The organism is Pseudomyxococcus flavus, assembly GCF_050038885.1.
GTDB classification, from domain to species: Bacteria; Myxococcota; Myxococcia; order Myxococcales; family Myxococcaceae; genus Myxococcus; species Myxococcus flavus.
Genome location: NZ_CP143624.1, coordinates 6,305,831 through 6,323,778 on the forward strand (window position 1 = coordinate 6,305,831; position 17,948 = coordinate 6,323,778).

The following is a 17,948-nucleotide window of genomic DNA, read 5'->3' on the forward strand; positions in this document are numbered from 1 at the left end:
CGCGGGCTTTCTTCCCGGAGCCTGACGAGCACGACGACGCGTCGAGCCGCCTAGAAGTAGCAGACGGAGTCCGCGCCGCAGTAGCCCTGCTGGTCACCGCACTGGCAGTGGTAGTCATCCGCACAGAACATCGCGGGGCAGAAGGGGCCACCGCCACCGCCGCCACCACCGCCGCCGGTCCGGTACGTGTACTCGCAGACGTTGTTCACGCACCCAGCCCACAGCGCGCTGGGACACGCGTTCTGGCACTGATAGTCGTCGTCACAGAACATCGCGAAACAGAACCCGGCCGCGGCCTCCTCCCCCTCCGGGGCAGGGGCGGCGCGCGCGCTGCTCTCGCAGAGCGCCTGGGGCTCGGCGCTGATGGGGTCGGCGACCGCGGCGCTCGCGAACGTCAGCAGGATGGCGGCGCTCCAGGCAAAGGGACGGCGGTTGAGGGACATGAACGGCTCCTGGCCCGGAGGGCCCATGCGGGAGTGCATGGGAATATCGGGCTGTCCAAGAATACCAGGAGGCGTCAGGGATGAGCGCGACGGTGCTGGGGCCGCATGCCTCCAATGGCAGACACCGCGCGAGCTCGGCGCGTCGGGAGCGGCACCCGTGCGCGCTGACGCAGCGCATTCCTCACGAGTCGTGATGCACCCGCGCAGTCAGGTCAAAAAGCATGGCTCTCAGTGGAATCGCGCGATGAACTGAACGTCCCGAGGCATGTCCGCTAGGCTACGCACCCGATGCCGTAGGTCATCCCCCCGCTGACCGCTCGGACGTGTGCCATGGACGGTTCTGGTCCCCTCTCACCTCCGGTTGAAGCCCGTGGTGCTGGCGTCATCGAGCGGGTCCATGCCGCGCTGGCGCACCAGTTCCCCCACCTTCACCCCATCGCACGTCACGCCATCGGCGCGCTCGTGCGGGGCTGTGCGGGGTGGCGGCAGCTGTTTCCTCCGCGCCGTCCCTCGGACGTGGTGCCCGCGCTGACGACGTGGGAGCAGTACCTGGCCACCGAGTCCCGCTCGCGCCGCGTCATGATGACCGTGCAGCCGGTGGGCGTGGACACGGCTGGCGGCGCGTGGGCCGTGGCGCTGCTATCGGGCGTGGCGCGGTGGTACCGGGACAGCCGCGGTGTGCGCCGGCACAACCAGCCTTTGGACGTCTGGGTGGCGCGCTTCGGGCGCGAGGGCTCCGATGCGCGCCAGCGCGTCAGCGACCCGGAGGTCCTGACCGCCGCTGTGACATGTGCGGAGGGCCGGTTCCAGGTGGTCCGGCTGCCGCTCGACGAGGCCGCGTTGACGGCGGAGGCGGTGGCGGCGCGGCTGGCCCGAACGCGTCCGTGCTCGCTGGCCGAGGCTCGTCGCGCTGGCCTGCGTCCGCAGGTGGTGGTGGACCGGGCCGGGCGCGGTGGCAGCGCGTGGGCCTCGCACCTGCTGACGTCCAGCGCCTGGCTGGGGGCGCGCGTGGAGGAGGCCACGGGCTCGCTGGAGCTGAGCTTCGACCACCTGGTGATGGATGGCACGGCGATGGCCGAGCTGTCACTAGCGGCAGCGGCGGGGCTTCCGCGAAGGCGCAACCACGCGCAGGTGGGCGAGTGGCTCACCGGACCGGAGGAGCCCACCCCGGTGTTGCGCGTGGAGCTGCCCGAGCGGCTCGACTTCCGGAGCCTCACCTGCGCGATGCTCGAGGCGCTGGCGCAGACCGGCGCGGACGTGTTCCCCGTCGACAACGTCTCGCTGCTGGTGCCGGTGCTGCCCGCGTCACCGTTCTCGGTGGCGCGCAAGTGGCGCCGTATCGGCATCGCGGTGGTGTCCTCGCGGACGCGCGCCGGGCCGGTGACGCCCGCGCAGGTCGCGGAGGTGCTGGAGCAGACGCGGCGGGGCGGCGGTGTTCTGGAGGACATCTTCTCCACCCTGTACTCACCGGCGCTGCCCTGGTGGATGCCGTCCCTCACCACGCGCGCCTTCGCCGGCACGCCCCTGCTGCGGCAGGTCCCCGCGGCGCTGGGGGGCAACGCCCTGCTGTCCAAAATCACCCTGGAGGTCGACGATGATGAAGCGCTGGCACGGCATCCTCCTCTCTTCTTCAACACGATGCGGCCGCTGGGCGCCGTGGGCGGTGGCGTGGCGCTCTGTGTGACGGAGGTGCTCCGTCCGGCCCGCCCGGGCGTGCGCAAGCGCTTCTTCGCGGCGCTCGCGGGCAGTGGCCCCTTCGCCGCGCGCGAGCGGCTGCTCGCCTTCCGGGCGGCGCTGCTCTCCGAGGCCGCCCGCCGGGCCCGTCCCGAGCGTCCCACACCTCCCTGAACCTCTCCGGTCTGCCGTCAGAAAGCCCTTCATGGTCCCTTCCCAAGACCCCGGACGCATCCAGCCACGGCTTCACCTGAAGTTCCCCTTCGACTCCAGCTTTCCACGCATCTGGCATCGCAACGGCCTGGGCTCCACCCACCTGTGGAATGGGCTCAACATGCTCTTCCCCCAGGGCGAGCGGTTCTTCGTGCGCAGCGTCAACCACTACCTGCCGCAGTTGGCGGACGCGCCGGAGCTGCGCGCGCAGGTGAAGGCGTTCTTCGCGCAGGAAGGCAAGCACGCGCGCGAGCACCAGGACTACATCGAGCTGCTCGAGTCACAGGGCTACGCGCTCCGCGGCTTCATGCGCCGCTACGAGGCGTTCCTCTGGGGCTTCATCGACGGGAGGCTGCCGCCCGCGTTGCGGCTGTCCATCACCGCGGCGCTGGAGCACTACACGGCGTTGATGGGGGAGAACACGTTGCGCCTGGGCGTGTTCGCGGACGGGCACCCGGCCATGCGGAGCCTCATCGAATGGCACGCGGCGGAGGAAATCGAGCACAAGGCGGTGGCCTTCGACGTGCTGAAGAAGGTGGCGCCGGGCTACGGGCTGCGCGTGCTGGGCATGGTGCTGGGCGTGACGTCCCTCTTCGCCCTGTGGTTCGCCGCCACGGTGATGTTGCTGCGTCAGGAGCGGGGGCTGGGGTGGATGGGGCTGCTGCGAGAGCTGTGGCGGGCGCACCGGAAGGACCCGGTGCTGTTCCGCGTGCTGGGGCACGGCCTGCGGCAGTACCTGCGTCCCTCGTTCCATCCCCTGGACAATGACAACCTGGCCCTGGCGCGGGCCCACCTGGCGACACTGGAGGCGGCGCCCGAGGCGAGGCCGGAGCGCGAGGCCGCGTAGGCGTGGGCGACCACCTGGGGAGCACCCGACGGGAATGAAACGCGCGGTGTGGGGTTTCGAGCCCATCCCCCCGGCGCGCTCCTGACCCCTGGAGTCGCCTCATATGTCCACATCGCGCAGGAAGTTCCTGGAGTACTCCCTCGCGGGCGCGTCCTTGCTCGCGCTCGAGCGTGGCGCGCTGGCCGCGCCCGGCGGTCCGGCGACGTCGAAGGGCGTGAAGAAGCGCATCCTGATTCTGGGCGGCACGGGCTTCCTCGGGCCCGCGGTCGTGGAAGCGGCGCGGGCGCGAGGGCACTCGCTGACGCTGTTCAACCGGGGCCGGACGCGCCCGGACCTGTTCCCCGGGGTGGAGAAGCTGCGCGGGGACCGCGACCCGAACAAGGGGGAGGGGCTCAAGGCGCTCGAGGGCCGCACCTGGGACGCGGTGGTGGACACGTCCGGCTACTACCCGCGCATCGTGCGGGCCTCGGCGACGCTGCTGGCGCCGAGCGTGAAGCAGTACCTCTTCATCTCCAGCGTCTCCGCGTATGCCAGCGACAAGACGCCGCACGAGGACGAGCGGGGCCCCACGGCCGTGCTGGCGGACCCCACGGTGGAGGAGATGGGCAAGGACTACGCCTTCTATGGCGGCCTCAAGCGCGCCTGCGAGGAGGCCGCGGAGGCGGCGATGCCAGGGCGCGTGGCGAACATCCGCCCGGGGTACATCGTGGGCCCGGAGGACCGCTCGGACCGCTTCACGTACTGGCCGGTGCGCTTCGACAAGGGCGGGGAGATGCTGGCGCCGGGAACGCCGAAGGACCCGCTGCAAATCATCGACGTGCGCGACCTGGCCGAGTGGCTGGTGCTCCTCATCGAGCGCAACACCCGCGGCATCTTCAATGCCGTCGGGCCCGGGCAGGCGTGGACGATGGGGGCGATGCTCGACACGTGCCGCAAGGTGACCGGCAAGGACACGAAGGTGACCTGGGTGCCCGCGGAGTTCCTGGCGACACAGGGCGAGGTCGGCGACGTGCGGCTTCCCATCTACATGCCCCCGACGGGCGACACCGCGGGCACACACCTGCGCAGCAACGCGAAGGCCGTGAAGGCTGGCCTGCGCTTCCGTCCGGTGGACGCCACCGTTCGCGACACGCTGGCCTGGTTCAAGGGCCTGCCCCAGGAGCGGCGCGATAAGATGCGCGCGGGGCTGCCACCCGCGCGCGAGGCCGAGCTGCTGGCGGCCTGGGCGAAGGCGTCCGCGGCCGCAGCCGGTAAGGGAGGGTAGGAAAAACTGGGAATGCGGATATCTTCGATTGCCTGTCCTTGGGCCCGGAGGGTAACTGCGGGCCTGGGATGAGCGCCCCGACACCATCTCGCATGAAGAGGCCAGGAGCCTGGCTCCTGGGCATCCTCCTCGTCGCGGTCATCCTGGGATTCCAGACGAGGTCTCAGGGCCCCAACCTCTATTCGCTCCAGGCAGAGGCATGGCTCGGCGGGCGGTTGGATGTGGCGCCCGGTCCGCATGACCTGGCGCTGTATGACGGCAGGGCCTGGGTGCCGTTTCCGCCATTTCCCTCCGTGTTGTTGCTTCCGGTGGTGGCGGCGACCGGCGCCGAGCGGGCGCCCGTCGTCATGGTGTCCGGATTGCTGTCGCTGTTGGCAGGGTGGGCCACGTGGCGGCTGCTCACGCGGCTGGACGTGGCATTGCCCGAGCGAGCGTGGCTGTCCGCCGCGCTGCTTCTGGGCACGGGCTTCTGGTCCTGTGTGCTGTGGAGCAACGGCGTCTGGTTCTTCGCGCATGTGGTGGCCGCCACGTTCCTGTTGCTGGCGGTCTCGGAGGCGCTTGGGCGGGGGCGTGCGGTTTGGGTGGGGCTGCTGGCGGGCTGTGCGTTCCTGTCGAGGCAGCTCGTGGTCTACAGCCTCGTCTTCCTGCTGGCCGTATTGTGGCGGCGCGCGAGCGCACACGGTCGGAAGCGACAGGTGGTGCAGGTGGTGCTCGCGCTGGGAGGCTTCGGCCTCTGCGCGCTCGTGTATCTGGCCTACAACGCCGCTCGTTTTGGCGGGCCCTTCGATACGGGCTACGCGTACATCCCGCTGGACGACTTCCTCGCGGCGCGCGTAGCGAAGTATGGGCTCTTCCATCCGGCCTACGTGCCGTTCAACTTCGTCTCCATGTTCCTGGAGGGACCGCACTTCGTCTTTTCGCCGCCGCGTCTGTTGCAGCCGGTGGCGGTGGACGGCGTCGGCACGTCCCTCACCATCGCCAGCCCCTTCGTGTTCGTGGCGCTGGCGGCGCGAGGAGATGGAACCTCCGTTCCTGTCCGGGCCGCGTGGGCCAGCGTGTTGCTGGCGTTGACCCACATGCTGCTCTACTACAACAACGGATACGTGCAGTTGAACGCGCACCGCTTCTGCCTGGACTTCTTCCCGGTGCTGTTCGTGCTCGTCGCGCTCGGCGCCAATCGGCTCCCCGCGGACCGGTGGAAGCCGCTGGTCGCCTGGGCGGTCGGGCTCAATGTGTTCGTGCTGGCCGTACTTCCCGGGTTGTCGCGAGCGCTCCGCAGGCTCTGACGTGCGGCTGACACCTACCGTGACGCCTGTCCGCGTGTCCGGCAGGCGGTCCAGCGCGAACTCTTCACGCGACGGGACGACGCGCGGTGATAAGGACGGCCCGGCTGTTACCCAGAGCCACGACTTCGACCATGTCCAGCATGCATACCCTGCGTGGGGCCCCGGCCCTTTCTGAATTCAGGCTCGCCAAGCTCCTGGCCCAGTGCCGGGAGCGGGTGCCCTCCGTGTCGTCCATCCACGCGGAGTTCGTGCATTTCGTCGACGCTCCGGCGCCCCTCTCCGAGGCGGAGCAGGCCGCGCTGGGCCGCCTGCTCGACTACGGCCCGCGCGTGGCCTCGGGCGAGCGGACCGGCAGCCTGCTGCTGGTGATTCCCCGGCCGGGCACGATTTCACCGTGGTCCTCGAAGGCCACCGACATCACCCACAACTGCGGCCTGGCGGGCAGGGTGCGGCGCATGGAGCGCGGCACGGCCTTCTTCATCGCCGGACCGGAGGGCCGTGCGCTGCCCGAGGCGGAGCTGGAGCGCCTCAAGCCGGTGCTGCATGACCGGATGACGCAGGCCGTGGTGGGCCGCCTGGAGGACGCGGCCATCCTCTTCGCCGAGCACACGCCGCGCCCCTTCACCACCGTGGACGTCCTGGGGGGAGGCCGTGAGGCCCTGGTGGTCGCCAACCGCGACCTGGGGCTGGCCCTGGCCGACGACGAGATGGACTACCTGGTGGCGCGCTTCACCGAGCTGAAGCGCAACCCCACCGACGTCGAGCTGATGATGTTCGCGCAGGCCAACAGCGAGCATTGCCGGCACAAGATCTTCAACGCGAGCTGGACCATCGACGGCAAGCCGCAGGAGCGCTCGCTCTTCCAGGCCATCAAGAACACCTACGTCCAGCACAAGGACGGCGTGCTCGGCGCCTACAAGGACAACGCGGCGGTCATCGAAGGCTTCGAGGTGGACCGCTTCTTCCCGTCCCCCGAGTCTCGTGAGTGGGGCTTCGTCCGCGAGCCGGCCCACATCATGATCAAGGTGGAGACGCACAACCACCCGACGGCCATCTCGCCCTTCCCGGGCGCGGCCACGGGCGCGGGCGGAGAGATTCGCGACGAAGGGGCCACGGGGCGCGGCGCCCGGCCGAAGGCGGGCCTCACGGGCTTCAGCGTGAGCCACCTGCGCATCCCCGGCTTCGAGCAGCCGTGGGAGGTGCCCTACGGCAAGCCGGACCGCATCGTCTCCGCGCTGGACATCATGGTGGACGGCCCGCTGGGCGGCGCCGCGTTCAACAACGAGTTCGGCCGTCCGAACCTCGCTGGCTACTTCCGCAGCTACGAGGTGCAGGTCCCCACGCCCGGTGGCGTGGAGGTGCGCGGCTACCACAAGCCCATCATGATTGCCGGTGGCCTGGGCAACATCCGGGCGGCCCACGTGCAGAAGGCGCGGCTGCGGCCGGGGGACAAGCTCATCGTCCTGGGCGGGCCCGCGATGCTCATTGGCCTGGGCGGTGGCGCGGCGTCGTCCATGGCTCAGGGCGCGAGCGCGGCGGACCTCGACTTCGCCTCCGTGCAGCGCGACAACGCGGAGATGGAGCGGCGCTGCCAGGAGGTCATCGACCAGTGCTGGGCCATGGGCGAGCAGAACCCCATCCGCTCCATCCATGACGTGGGCGCGGGCGGCCTCTCCAACGCGGTGCCGGAGCTTGCGCACGACAATGACCTGGGGGGACGCCTGGAGCTGCGCGCGGTGCCCAACGCCGAGCCGGGCATGTCCCCGGTGGAAATCTGGTGCAACGAGGCGCAGGAGCGCTACGTGCTGGGCGTGGCGCCGGAGGACCTGGCTCGCTTCGCCGCCCTGTGCGAGCGCGAGCGCGCGCCCTTCGCCGTGCTGGGCGATGCCACCGCCGAGCAGACCCTGAAGCTGGCGGACAGCCAGTTCGGTGACGCGCCCATCGACCTGCCCATGGACGTGCTGTTCGGCAAGCCGCCGCGCATGCACCGCGACGTGACGTCCCGCCCGGTGTCCTACGCGCCGCTGAAGCTGGACGGCTCGCTGAAGGACCTGGCCGAGCGCGTGCTGAGCCACCCGACGGTGGCGGACAAGTCGTTCCTCATCACGATTGGCGACCGCACCGTCTCCGGGCTCAGCAGCCGGGATCAGATGGTGGGGCCGTGGCAGGTGCCGGTGGCGGACTGCGCGGTGACGCTGTCCACCGTGACGAGCACCACCGGCGAGGCCATGGCCATGGGGGAGCGCACGCCGCTGGCCCTCATCGACGCGGCGGCCTCCGCGCGCATGGCGGTGGGAGAGGCGCTCACCAACATCGCGGCGGCGCGCATCGGCAAGCTGTCCGACGTGAAGCTGTCCGCCAACTGGATGGCCTCCGCGGGCAGCCCGGGTGAGGACGCCAGCCTGTACGCCGCGGTGAACGCGGTGGGCATGGAGCTGTGCCCGGCGCTGGGGCTCACCATCCCCGTGGGCAAGGACTCCATGTCCATGCGGACCGTCTGGGAGGAGCAGGGCACGCGCAAGGCCGTGACGGCGCCCGTGTCGCTCATCATCTCCGCGTTCGCGCCCGTGCTGGACGTGCGCAAGTCGCTCACGCCGCAGCTCGTGGACGTGGCGGAGGACACGCGGCTGCTGTTCATCGACCTGGCCCGCGGCAAGCAGCGGCTGGGTGGCTCCGTGGCGGCGCACGTCCACGGGCAGGTGGGCCCGGAGAGCCCGGACGTGGAGGACCCGGCGCTGCTGCGTGGCTTCTTCGCCGCGGTGCAGGCGCTCAACGACGCGGGCGCGCTGCTGGCGTACCACGACCGCTCCGACGGTGGCCTCTGGGCCACGCTGTGCGAGATGGCCTTCGCCGGCCGCTGCGGCTTCGACGTGGACGTGGCCGCGCTGGGCGGTGACGTGACGGCCGCCCTCTTCAACGAGGAGCTGGGCGCGGTGGTGCAGGTGCGGGCGGCCGACGTGGCGCGCGTGCGCGAGGTGCTCGGCCAGCACGGCCTGGCGGCGCAGGTCCACGAGCTGGGCCGTCCCCAACCGGCGCTGGACGTGCGCGTGCGGCACGGTGCCAAGGTGCTGTTGTCCGAGGACACGCTGGCCCTGCGCCGCATTTGGTCCCGCGTCAGCTATGAGATGCAGAAGCTGCGCGACAACCCCGCGTGTGCCGACCAGGAGTCCGCGGCGCGGAGCGACCCGACGGATCCGGGCCTGTCGCCGAAGCTGACCTTCGACCCGGCCCAGGACGTGGCCGCGCCCTTCATCGTGAAGGGGGCCCGGCCACGCGTGGCGGTGCTGCGCGAGCAGGGCGTCAACAGCCAGCAGGAGATGGCCGCGGCCTTCACGCGCGCGGGCTTCGCCGCGGTGGATGTCCACATGAGCGACATCCTGACCGGGCGCGTGTCGCTGGCGGACTTCAAGGGCGTGCTGGCGTGTGGCGGCTTCTCCTACGGTGACGTGCTGGGCGCGGGCGGTGGCTGGGCGAAGTCCATCCTCTTCAACCCGCGCGCGCGTGACGCCTTCGCCGCCTTCTTCGCGCGGCCGGACAGCTTCGGCCTGGGCGTGTGCAACGGCTGCCAGATGATGTCCCAGCTCAAGGACATCATCCCGGGCGCGGAGCACTTCCCCCGCTTCGTGCGCAATGCCTCCGAGCAGTACGAGGCGCGGCTGTCCCTGGTCGAGGTGGCGAAGACGCCTTCGCTCTTCTACCAGGGCATGGAAGGCAGCCGGATGCTCATCGTCACGTCGCACGGCGAGGGCCGCGCGGAGTTCTCCAGCGCGGACGAGGCGGCCCGCGTCAATGGACTGGGCCTGGTGACGACGCGCTGGGTGGACAACCACGGCCGGGTGACGGAGGCGTATCCCGCCAACCCGAACGGCTCGCCGCACGGCATCGCCGGCCTGACGACGAAGGACGGGCGCTTCACCATCACCATGCCGCATCCGGAGCGCGTGCACCGCTCGGTGCAGCACTCGTGGCGGCCGCGCGAGTGGGGCGACGACGGCCCCTGGATGCGCATGTTCCGCAACGCCCGCGTCTGGCTGGGCTGAGCGGCGCGCGGGGAGCCGGGCCGGTGTGTCACCCGGCCCGCTCACCCCTTCGCGACTATGCCTTCACCAGCTCCAGGGGCTGGCCTTCGGGCACGTGCTTCATGGACACCGAGTTCATGCAGTAGCGCAGGCCGGTGGGCGGCGGGCCGTCGGGGAAGACGTGCCCCAGGTGGCCGTCGCAGCGCGCGCAGCGGACCTCGGTGCGAATCATGCCGTAGGAGAAGTCCTGAATCTCCGCCACGGCGTCCGCCGTCACCGGCTGGGTGAAGGACGGCCACCCCGTCCCGGACTCGAACTTCGTGCCCGCCTTGAAGAGCGGGTTGCCGCAGCCCGCGCAGACGTAGGTGCCGGGCGTCTTCGTGCCCAGGAAGCAGCCGGAGCCAGGACGCTCCGTGCCGTGCTTGCGGAGGACTTCGTACTCCTGGGGGCTCAGGCGCTTGCGCCACTCGTCGTCGCTGAGAATGAGCTTGTCGACCATGCCTTCGTGCTCCTTGTCCGGGCCCGGACCGGGGCCCACGCGCATTTCAGATGCGCATCCTGCCCCAGGGTCGCGCCTGGTGGGCAACGAGGAGGCGGGAGGCCTGTCCGTTCCCTTGCTTCACGTCCGGGGAGAGGGCGGGAGGCGGCAGCGCAGCGGCGGGGTTTCCACAGTCGTGGGGAGGGGCGTCACGCCGAGCAAGGAGAGTGCAATGCGGATTGGCGAGCTGATGACCAAGAACCTGGAGACCATCGAAGCAGGTGAGCCCATCCGGGCCGCGGCCCTGAGGATGCGGACGTGCAACATCGGCTCCCTGCCCGTGCTCGAAGGGGGGCAGCTGGTGGGCATGCTGACGGACCGGGACATCGCGGTGCGGTCCGCGGCCCTGGGACAGGACCCGAACACCACGCCCGTGCGCGAGGTGATGACGGCCACGGTCATCACGTGCGACGTGGACGCGTCGCTCGAGGCGGCGGAGCAGACGATGGAAGAGAAGATGGTGCGCCGCCTCGTGGTGGTGGATGGCGAGCGCCGGCCGGTGGGCCTCCTGAGCCTGGACGACCTGGCCACCGTGCCCGAGGAAATCCTCCACGCGGGCGAGGTGCTGGAGCGGCTCCAGCAGGCTTGAGGTTCCGGGGCGCGAGCGGCGGACTCCACCGCTCGCGCCCCGGTGCTGCTTACGCATCCGGAGCGGGTCGGCACGCGGCGGCGAGCTCCGCCACGGCCACGCCCCACGGCAGGTCCCGCTGGGCGCCATCCCGCTGCCGCAGCCGCACGGTGCCCGCCGCCATCTCCCGCGCGCCCACGACCACCAGCCACGGGACGCCCGCCTCATGGGCATCCAGCACCTTGCGCGACAGGGACTCGCCCCGGCTGTCCACGCTGGCGCGGCAGCCCGACTCCCGCAGTTGCGCTGCGAAGCGCTCGGCGTAGTCCCCCGCGGCCTCGCCCACGGCGGCCACCACCACCTGCTGGGGGGCCAGCCAGGGCGGTAGCGCGCCGCCATGGTGCTCCAGCAGGACGCCGATGAAGCGCTCCAGGCTGCCGAGCAACGCGCGGTGAAGCATCACCGGGCGCGCTCGGGCTCCAGAGGCTTCGACGTAGTGGAGGTCGAAGCGCTCGGGCAGCACGAGGTCGAGCTGGATGGTGCCGCATTGCCACGCCCGCCCCAGCCGGTCCTTCAGGACGAACTCCAGCTTGGGGCCGTAGAAGGCGCCTTCGCCCGGCTGCATGTGGCAGTCGAGGCCCGCTTCCCTGGCGGCGAGGAGGAGCCACGACTCGGCCTTGTCCCAGAGCGCGTCGTGCCCCGCGCGGGCGGGAGGCCTGCCGGAGAAGGCGACCTGGACGTCGTCGAAGCCGAAGCCCGCGTAGAAGGCGCGCAGCGAGCGCGCGAAGCGGACCACCTCCGGCACCACCTGGGCCTCGGCGCAGAAGATGTGGCCATCATCCTGGGTGAACTGGCGCAGGCGGAACAAGCCGTGGAGCGCGCCCCCGGGCTCGGCGCGGTGCACCAGCCCGAACTCGCCCAGGCGCAGCGGCAGGTCGCGGTAGCTCGGCGCCATGCGCTGCACCATCTCGATGTGGCCGGGGCAGCTCACCGGCTTCACGCCCAGGTGTCGCGCGCCGTCCTCCACGAGGAACATGTTCTCGCGGAAGTTCTCCCAGTGGCCGCTGCGCTCCCACAGCGGCTGCGCGTAGATTTGAGGGGTCCTGACTTCCTGGTAGCCCTCGCGCCGCATGCGCTGGCGGACGTGCTCCTCCAGCAGGCGGTACAGCATCAACCCACGTGGGTGCCAGAACACCATGCCGGGGGCCTCTTCCTGCAGGTGGAAGAGGTCCAGGCGCTGGCCCAGCGCGCGGTGGTCGTGTTCGTCGAGCATGACTTCGTCTCCGATTCGGAAGGGTGAAACGCCATCCGGACGGAGCGCTGAGCGAGCGCACGGTTGCCCCGGCCGGAGATGGCGGGGCAGGGAACCGTGCGTTCGTCAGCTCACCACGTGACGCGCACCGCTCCACGCCCGCCGAAGCGAGTCGTGGTGCCGGTGGTCGTGGTGGTGATGACGAAGCTCACGCGAAACAAGATGCGAGGGGCGCGAGGAATTGTCAACTCGGCCCCTGGGGCCTCAATTGAAGCACGGCCATCCAGACAGGACCGAGAGCGCGCGGGCGATTGTACCCGGCGCGCTCCCGTCCCGGCGGGAGTGCCCGTGAAGGTGTTGCTACGCCAACAGCGACGCGAGCCCGATGAGGCCGGCGATGAGGAAGAACAGCGACTCACCGGCGATGAGCCCACCGCCCATGAGGGACATGGTGCTCATGTCCTCGGGGAGGGCCTCGCCCTCGGCGGGGCTGCCGCTCGCGGACGGCTGTCCTCGCTTCGTGAACGTGTTCCAGAGGGACGTCACGATGCCTCCCGCGCCGAACCACAAGGACACCGGGAACGCCACGAAGCCGCCGAACGACGAGGCATAGGGACTGGGCAGCAGGAGGGCATCCACCGTCCAGCCCACGGCGAAGCCCGTGCGAGAGCTCTTCACGTACTGCTGATAGCGCGCGTTGCCCCGCACCACCTTGCGCAGCAGCTCATAGACGAAGCCGATGGCCAGGCCGATGAGCAGGGCGTTCACGACGGCTTGAGACAGCGAGCCGAGGTCACGGATGGCGCCCACCAGCTTGTACGTCATCGCCGAGCCCCACTGGCCCACGTCGGCGTTGGGGTTGTCGAGTTGGTTGATGGTGAGCGCCGGGTAGGCCGTCATGAACACGCGCGCCAGACCCACGCACAAGAGCGCGCCCATGGTGACGCCCAGCACCTGGTAGCGGAACTGGGTGACGCGGTTGGTTCCCAGGCGCCAGCCGGTGGAGCGGTCCTGCTGCATGTCGCAGCCCACCGAGGTGGAGATGAGCAGGATGGTCGCGGCCATCATGCCCACGAGCGGAACCCGCAGGCCCATCATGGACATCAGGAGCACGGAGATGACGAAGGCGCTGGAGATGGGGTTCTGGTCGGTGATGCCGAACGAGATGCCGTTGATGAGCACGAACAGCAGGGCGAGCAGCATGCCGAAGAGGAGCCAGCCGATGGGCTGACCCAGCACCTGCGTGCCCACCAGCAGCGTCGCGCCGCCCCAGACGGCGACCCAGGCCAGCAGCCGGGGGATGTTGACCTTCTTCCAGGACTCCTCCGCCGCTTCGTCCTTCACCGTGGTCCGCTCGCGGATGCGCTTCGCCGCCTGGACGGCCAGCAGCGACAGGTCCACCACGGCCGCGCCGCAAATCATCCCCAGCCCGATGACGAAGCCGATTTTACGGAAGGGGTCATTCGGGCCGAGCCAGCCGATTTCCCGGAAGGTGGGCAGAAGCGCCACGCCGATGACGGCCATCACGATGGCGGGCACGGTGATGCGGCTGCCGACAATCATGCCCGCGCCCAGCGTCGCCGCGCTGGTGCCGATGGAGGCGACGAAGGCCACCTTCTCCGTCATCCACGCCGCCAGGGCGCCCAGGAGGGTGCCGCCACCCAGCTTGGAGATGGACGCCTTGAGCAGGCGCTTGTCCGTGAGGGCGCGCAGGATGTTGGCCACCGCCAGCCCGGACGGATAGTCGAGCTGGAGCTTGTCCACGAGCAGCGGCGTGTAGAGCATGCCCACGCCCACGGCGAACATGCCCACGCAGCCGACGAAGAGCATCAGCTTCCAGGCGGCGGGCATCTCCATGCCCAGCCACACCATGGACTGGATGAGCACGGACATGGCGCACAGCGAGGCCACCGAGGCGGCCATCGTCTGCATGTAGTTGGCGCCGTGCTTGCCCTCCGCGCCATAGCCGTAGGTGACGGCGCTGCCGAGGATGCCGGCCAGCACCTGGCCGCCGACGAAGAAGCCCACGCTGAAGTTCATGTACGAGGCGGCGATGCCGCCCAGGGGCCCCAGGACGAACAGGGCCACCGCGCTCAGCAGCAGGTGGTACTTCCACGTCCCCACGGGGGGCAGCCAGCGGAAGCGGGGGGAGGTGAGCTCGGAGGCGGCGCCACCCGAGGACGGAAGCGAGGGCTCCGGGGGGAGCGAGGGGGCTGGCAGTGACATTCGGAGGTGAAGGGTACCGGCCTTCCGCGCTCATGTCACAACCTGGGCCGTCGGATGAGGGCGCGGGTGCGCCCGCTCGCCCGCACCAGGGCGAAGCCACGCCGCACGCATGGCGCGGCGTGGCAACATCCGCCGCCATGCGATTCACCCTGCACCGGGGCGTCAGTCTGGCCGTGCTCGCCTCGGCCCGGACGGAGGCCGACCACCACGAGGACCTGGGCTGCAGCATCCAGGGCCCCACCGCGCGTCCCGTGCGCCGGGCCTCCCTGCCGCTGAAGCGGCATGTCGCCAGGCTCGGCCGCGAGGGCGCCCTGCATGAGGCGGAGGCGCTGGTGCGCTGGCTGGAGGACACCCCGCGCTATGCCGCGTTGTGCGTGGGGAAGACGCGCCGGATGGGACGGCGGGTGCTGCGGCCCGACGTGCTGTTTCCGGACGCCACGCGCCACCGGCCTCGCGTGCTGCACCTCCGCCAGGACGCGCTGGGCCTGGATGTTCCCGTGCGTGCATCCGAGTGGCCAGCGGTGGCGGACTTCTTCGCGGCGCTCGCCCGGGGCGCCACGCGCGCGGAGCTGCGGGCCTTCTCGGCCACGCCCGTGCTGGCGGAGCTCATCGCCGACCTGGGACAGGCGGGCTGGCTCGTGCGGCACGAGGCACCGGTGGACGTGCCGGCGCCCGGCGCGCTCTTCGTGGGCCACAACACGGTGCTGGTCGCCGGGCGCGAGGGCCGCGTGCTGGTGGACCCGTACTTCCGGCCCGCTGGCGCGGTGGACGTGCCGGGCTATTCACCCATGCAGCCGCGCGACGTGGGGCGCGTGGACGCGGTGGTCATCACCCATTCCCACGGCGACCACTTCCACCTGGGCTCGCTGCTGCAGTTGCCTCGTGACACGCGCATCTTCGTGCCAGCCGTGTCCCGGGAGAGCCTCTTCTCCACCGACTGCGCCCTGCGGCTGGCGCAGCTCGGCTTCACGCGCGTGGAGCCCCTGCGCTGGGGCGAGTCCCGGCTGGTGGGCGACGTCACGGTACGGGCGCTGCCGTTCCATGGCGAGCAGCCGACGGATGGCGAAGGGCCCTATCCCGACCTCTTCAACGAGGGCAGCACGTGGCTGGTGCGGGCGCCGGGCTTCTCCGCCGCCTTCTTCGCGGACTCGGGGCACGATGTGCGCGGGGACATGGCGGCGGTGTGCCGGCGCGTGCGCCGCGAGGCGCCCGTGGACGTGCTCTTCTGTGGCGTCCGGGGCTTCCGGCTGGCGCCCATCTTCTTCGGCTTCACCACGCTGGAGGCGTTCCTCGTCAACGTGCCCAGGGCATCGCTGAAGGCGCCGCAGCGGCTCATGGCCGGGCCGGAGGAGGCGCTGCGCTACGGTGCGTTGCTCGGCGCGCGCTACGTGGTGCCGTGCGCGGATGGCGGGGCACCCTGGTACTGGCGCGAAGGCATGGGGCCCCGGTACGAGGGCTACCCGGGCGAGCCCGTGAGCGGCGCGAGCCACCTGGACGAGAACCCGGATGCGGACCCGTACCCGGAGCGGCTCGCCGAGGTACGGCGGACGATGAAGGACGGGCCGCGGCCCCTGGTGCTGCGGCCCGGGGAGTCGTTGCGCTGGCGGGGCGCGCGCACCCCGGAGGTGCTGCGCCATCCCGGCTTCACGTGGCCCTTCGGCCAGGCGGCCTGAGGGGCTCAGCGCGCCGCGAGCCGCGCCCTGCCACGGAAGAACTGCACCCCGTACACCACGGCGACGACGCCGAGGCAGAGCACGGCCAGCGTCAGGTACCGGTTGATGAGCTGGGCTTCGTCCCAGCCGTGCGCCCCCACGAGCTTGCTGGCATCGCTCAGGCCCGAACCTTCGTTCTTCCCGAAGGGGATGGCGGCGAAGTCCCGCTTCGCTGCCCACCAGGTGTTGAATCCATCCATGAGGGACAGCGCCCCCAGGGGGAGGAAGCCCCAGCGCAGGGCCTGCTTGTGGAGGTAGCTTCCCGCGGGAGCATAGAAGGTCAGGACCATCCCCATGCCCAGCACCATCATCCCCGCGTCCCCGCCGAAGGTGACGAGCATGTCCACCGTTCGCGACGGCAGGAGGAGCGTGCCCATGGCTTGAAGCGCCAGCAGGCCACCACCCCCCACCACCCACGTCCACTGGCGGCGCTTCCAGCCCGTCCAGACCAGGAGGCCCAGCGCGGCGGCGAGCAGCAGCGCGAGCATGAGGGAGCGCCCGAAGATGAGGGTCTTCCATAGCGTGGGGAATGCGGACAGGCCACACAGCCAGGCCGTCATGGCGTGGCCCAGCTCATGGAAGGGCATGGTGAGGATGCGCACCACGAACGCGCTGAAGTTGCCCTTCACCGCGATGAAGGCCGCGAGGAGCGCCACGGGGACGGCCCAGGTGCGCAGGCGGTGCTCGAACGCCGCTTCCTCGGCGTCCACGTCCCACGCGGGCGTCTCCGGCGGCAGGACGTCCGAGCGCAGGTCCGGCGCCTGGAGCCACGCGGGGTCGACGTGTGGCGGTGCCTCCTCGCCGGTCACCGGTGGCGGCGCGGCGACTTCCTCGCGCTGTCTCGCGGCCCGGGCCTCCGCCTTGGCGTAGATGATGCCGCAGCGGGGGCACTCCGGCCCGGCGGCGCGAGGGGACTGGCAGCGAGGGCAGGACAGGGCGGAAGGGGCTTCCACGGTATTCTCACTCTAGGAGTCCAGCGCGTCCGGCGAAAATCCGGAGCGGGTGCGACCCCGGCGGCCTTGACGTCCGAGCCCGGGTCGCCCATGAGCGCACCATGGCGTCACTGGACACGAAGACGCGCGGCCGGACTTCTCGCGGACGCTTGCGCGCGCTGGATGCGTACCTGTGCCGCTGCGAGCGTCCGCTGCTCGAGCGCAACGAGGGGCCCTGGGCCCACGCTGTCTTCGTCGACGTGGGTTTTGGCGAGCACCCGTGGACGACGCTCGAGAGCGCCCAGGCCTTCCGCGCACTCAACCCGGAGCTGACCGTGGTGGGCGTGGAGCTGGACGCGGAGCGCGCGGCCGCGGCGCAGGCGGACGCCGACGCGCGCACGCACTTCCGGCAGGGCGGCTTCGAGCTTCCGCTCCGCGCCGACGAGCCCGCCCGGCTGGTGCGGGCCATGAACCTGCTCCGCCAGGGCGCCCCCGAGCGCGTCCCCGAGGTTCATCGCACCCTGGCCGGGTATCTGCTGCCCTCCGGCCTGCTGGTGGAGGGCAGCGCGGATGCCACGGGCGCGGTGCTCTCCGCACACCTGCTGCGGCGCGCCAGTGACGCCGCCGGCATGCCCTTCCGGGAGGGGCTGCTCTTCTACACCGACTTCAGCCACGGCTTCGCGCCGGTGCTGTTCCGCGACTGGCTGCCCAGGGACTTGCGCCGCCGGGTGCGACCCGGGGAGCCCATCCACGACTTCTTCGCGGCGTGGAGCGCCGCGTGGCAGCAGGCCCGTGCGGCGGGCCATGTGCGCCCACCCGATGCCTTTCGCGAAGCCGCGTGCGGGCTGGCCACGCGCGTGGACGGAGTGGAGACCGACCCGTGGCTCCTCTCCCACGGCTACGTTGTTTGGAGGCCCAAGGGGGGTGTCTGTTTTTGACGACAAGGCGCGGGCCGCTCGTGTCGGAGAAGAAGA

13 protein-coding genes are annotated in these 17,948 nt (G+C 70.9%); 8 read left to right on the forward strand and 5 right to left on the reverse strand.

From position 1 onward, the window contains the following. Positions 1-50 precede the first annotated feature (50 nt). The gene (locus VZL07_RS26555) at positions 51-443 is read right to left on the reverse strand and encodes a hypothetical protein (RefSeq protein ID WP_426750537.1); all 393 of its coding nucleotides are present in this window, start codon (positions 441-443) and stop codon (positions 51-53) included. A 330-nt stretch (positions 444-773) separates the two neighbouring features. Here VZL07_RS26555 and VZL07_RS26560 point away from each other — a divergent pair, with 330 nt between their 5' ends. The 5 genes from VZL07_RS26560 (at position 774) to purL (ending at position 9,767) form a co-directional block, all read left to right on the forward strand. Next, on the forward strand, positions 774-2,291 hold the full coding sequence (locus tag VZL07_RS26560; RefSeq protein ID WP_426750538.1) for a hypothetical protein: 1,518 nt from the start codon (positions 774-776) through the stop codon (positions 2,289-2,291). A 31-nt stretch (positions 2,292-2,322) separates the two neighbouring features. Beyond that, a complete protein-coding gene (locus VZL07_RS26565; protein WP_426750539.1) occupies positions 2,323-3,177 on the forward strand; it encodes a metal-dependent hydrolase in 855 nt (284 codons plus the stop codon). Between the two features lie 103 nt (positions 3,178-3,280). Next, positions 3,281-4,441 carry an NAD-dependent epimerase/dehydratase family protein gene (locus VZL07_RS26570; RefSeq protein WP_426750540.1) on the forward strand — a complete coding sequence of 387 codons (1,161 nt, stop codon included), beginning with the start codon at positions 3,281-3,283 and terminating at the stop codon, positions 4,439-4,441. A gap of 92 nt (positions 4,442-4,533) precedes the next feature. Next, positions 4,534-5,727 carry a glycosyltransferase family 39 protein gene (locus VZL07_RS26575; RefSeq protein ID WP_426750541.1) on the forward strand — a complete coding sequence of 398 codons (1,194 nt, stop codon included), beginning with the start codon at positions 4,534-4,536 and terminating at the stop codon, positions 5,725-5,727. 131 nt (positions 5,728-5,858) lie between these two features. Then, complete coding sequence (gene purL / locus VZL07_RS26580) at positions 5,859-9,767, forward strand: phosphoribosylformylglycinamidine synthase (RefSeq protein WP_426750542.1); 3,909 nt, start codon at positions 5,859-5,861, stop codon at positions 9,765-9,767. Between the two features lie 55 nt (positions 9,768-9,822). Here purL and msrB read toward each other — a convergent pair whose 3' ends face one another. Beyond that, the gene (msrB, locus tag VZL07_RS26585) at positions 9,823-10,245 is read right to left on the reverse strand and encodes a peptide-methionine (R)-S-oxide reductase MsrB (protein WP_426750543.1); all 423 of its coding nucleotides are present in this window, start codon (positions 10,243-10,245) and stop codon (positions 9,823-9,825) included. Positions 10,246-10,456: 211 nt separating this feature from the next. Here msrB and VZL07_RS26590 point away from each other — a divergent pair, with 211 nt between their 5' ends. After that, positions 10,457-10,873, forward strand: a complete 417-nt coding sequence (locus VZL07_RS26590) for a CBS domain-containing protein (protein WP_426750545.1) — start codon at positions 10,457-10,459, stop codon at positions 10,871-10,873. 49 nt (positions 10,874-10,922) lie between these two features. On the opposite strand, the gene thrS is transcribed toward VZL07_RS26590, so the two are convergent. Together thrS and VZL07_RS26600 are read right to left on the reverse strand one after the other, a co-directional pair. After that, the gene (gene thrS, locus VZL07_RS26595; RefSeq protein WP_426750546.1) at positions 10,923-12,125 is read right to left on the reverse strand and encodes a threonine--tRNA ligase; all 1,203 of its coding nucleotides are present in this window, start codon (positions 12,123-12,125) and stop codon (positions 10,923-10,925) included. A gap of 339 nt (positions 12,126-12,464) precedes the next feature. Beyond that, on the reverse strand, positions 12,465-14,330 hold the full coding sequence (locus VZL07_RS26600) for an OPT/YSL family transporter (RefSeq protein WP_426750547.1): 1,866 nt from the start codon (positions 14,328-14,330) through the stop codon (positions 12,465-12,467). A 137-nt stretch (positions 14,331-14,467) separates the two neighbouring features. Between VZL07_RS26600 and VZL07_RS26605 the strand changes: the two genes are divergently transcribed. Then, the gene (locus VZL07_RS26605; protein ID WP_426750548.1) at positions 14,468-16,003 is read left to right on the forward strand and encodes an MBL fold metallo-hydrolase; all 1,536 of its coding nucleotides are present in this window, start codon (positions 14,468-14,470) and stop codon (positions 16,001-16,003) included. Positions 16,004-16,008: 5 nt separating this feature from the next. On the opposite strand, the gene VZL07_RS26610 is transcribed toward VZL07_RS26605, so the two are convergent. Beyond that, entirely contained in the window at positions 16,009-16,995 is a 987-nt protein-coding gene (locus tag VZL07_RS26610; RefSeq protein WP_426750549.1) for a hypothetical protein, read from the reverse strand. A 101-nt stretch (positions 16,996-17,096) separates the two neighbouring features. Between VZL07_RS26610 and VZL07_RS26615 the strand changes: the two genes are divergently transcribed. After that, entirely contained in the window at positions 17,097-17,912 is an 816-nt protein-coding gene (locus tag VZL07_RS26615; RefSeq protein ID WP_426750550.1) for a methylase, read from the forward strand. Positions 17,913-17,948 lie beyond the last annotated feature (36 nt).

Coding starts and splice junctions, on each gene's coding strand:
- VZL07_RS26560 (WP_426750538.1), top strand. CDS start 774: ATGGACGGTTCTGGTCCCCTCTCACCTCCGGTTGAAGCCCGTGGTGCT.
- VZL07_RS26590 (WP_426750545.1), top strand. CDS start 10,457: ATGCGGATTGGCGAGCTGATGACCAAGAACCTGGAGACCATCGAAGCA.
- VZL07_RS26575 (WP_426750541.1), top strand. CDS start 4,534: ATGAAGAGGCCAGGAGCCTGGCTCCTGGGCATCCTCCTCGTCGCGGTC.
- VZL07_RS26615 (WP_426750550.1), top strand. CDS start 17,097: ATGGCGTCACTGGACACGAAGACGCGCGGCCGGACTTCTCGCGGACGC.
- msrB (WP_426750543.1), bottom strand. CDS start 10,245: ATGGTCGACAAGCTCATTCTCAGCGACGACGAGTGGCGCAAGCGCCTG.
- VZL07_RS26555 (WP_426750537.1), bottom strand. CDS start 443: ATGTCCCTCAACCGCCGTCCCTTTGCCTGGAGCGCCGCCATCCTGCTG.
- thrS (WP_426750546.1), bottom strand. CDS start 12,125: ATGCTCGACGAACACGACCACCGCGCGCTGGGCCAGCGCCTGGACCTC.
- VZL07_RS26600 (WP_426750547.1), bottom strand. CDS start 14,330: ATGTCACTGCCAGCCCCCTCGCTCCCCCCGGAGCCCTCGCTTCCGTCC.
- purL (WP_426750542.1), top strand. CDS start 5,859: ATGTCCAGCATGCATACCCTGCGTGGGGCCCCGGCCCTTTCTGAATTC.
- VZL07_RS26605 (WP_426750548.1), top strand. CDS start 14,468: ATGCGATTCACCCTGCACCGGGGCGTCAGTCTGGCCGTGCTCGCCTCG.
- VZL07_RS26570 (WP_426750540.1), top strand. CDS start 3,281: ATGTCCACATCGCGCAGGAAGTTCCTGGAGTACTCCCTCGCGGGCGCG.
- VZL07_RS26565 (WP_426750539.1), top strand. CDS start 2,323: ATGGTCCCTTCCCAAGACCCCGGACGCATCCAGCCACGGCTTCACCTG.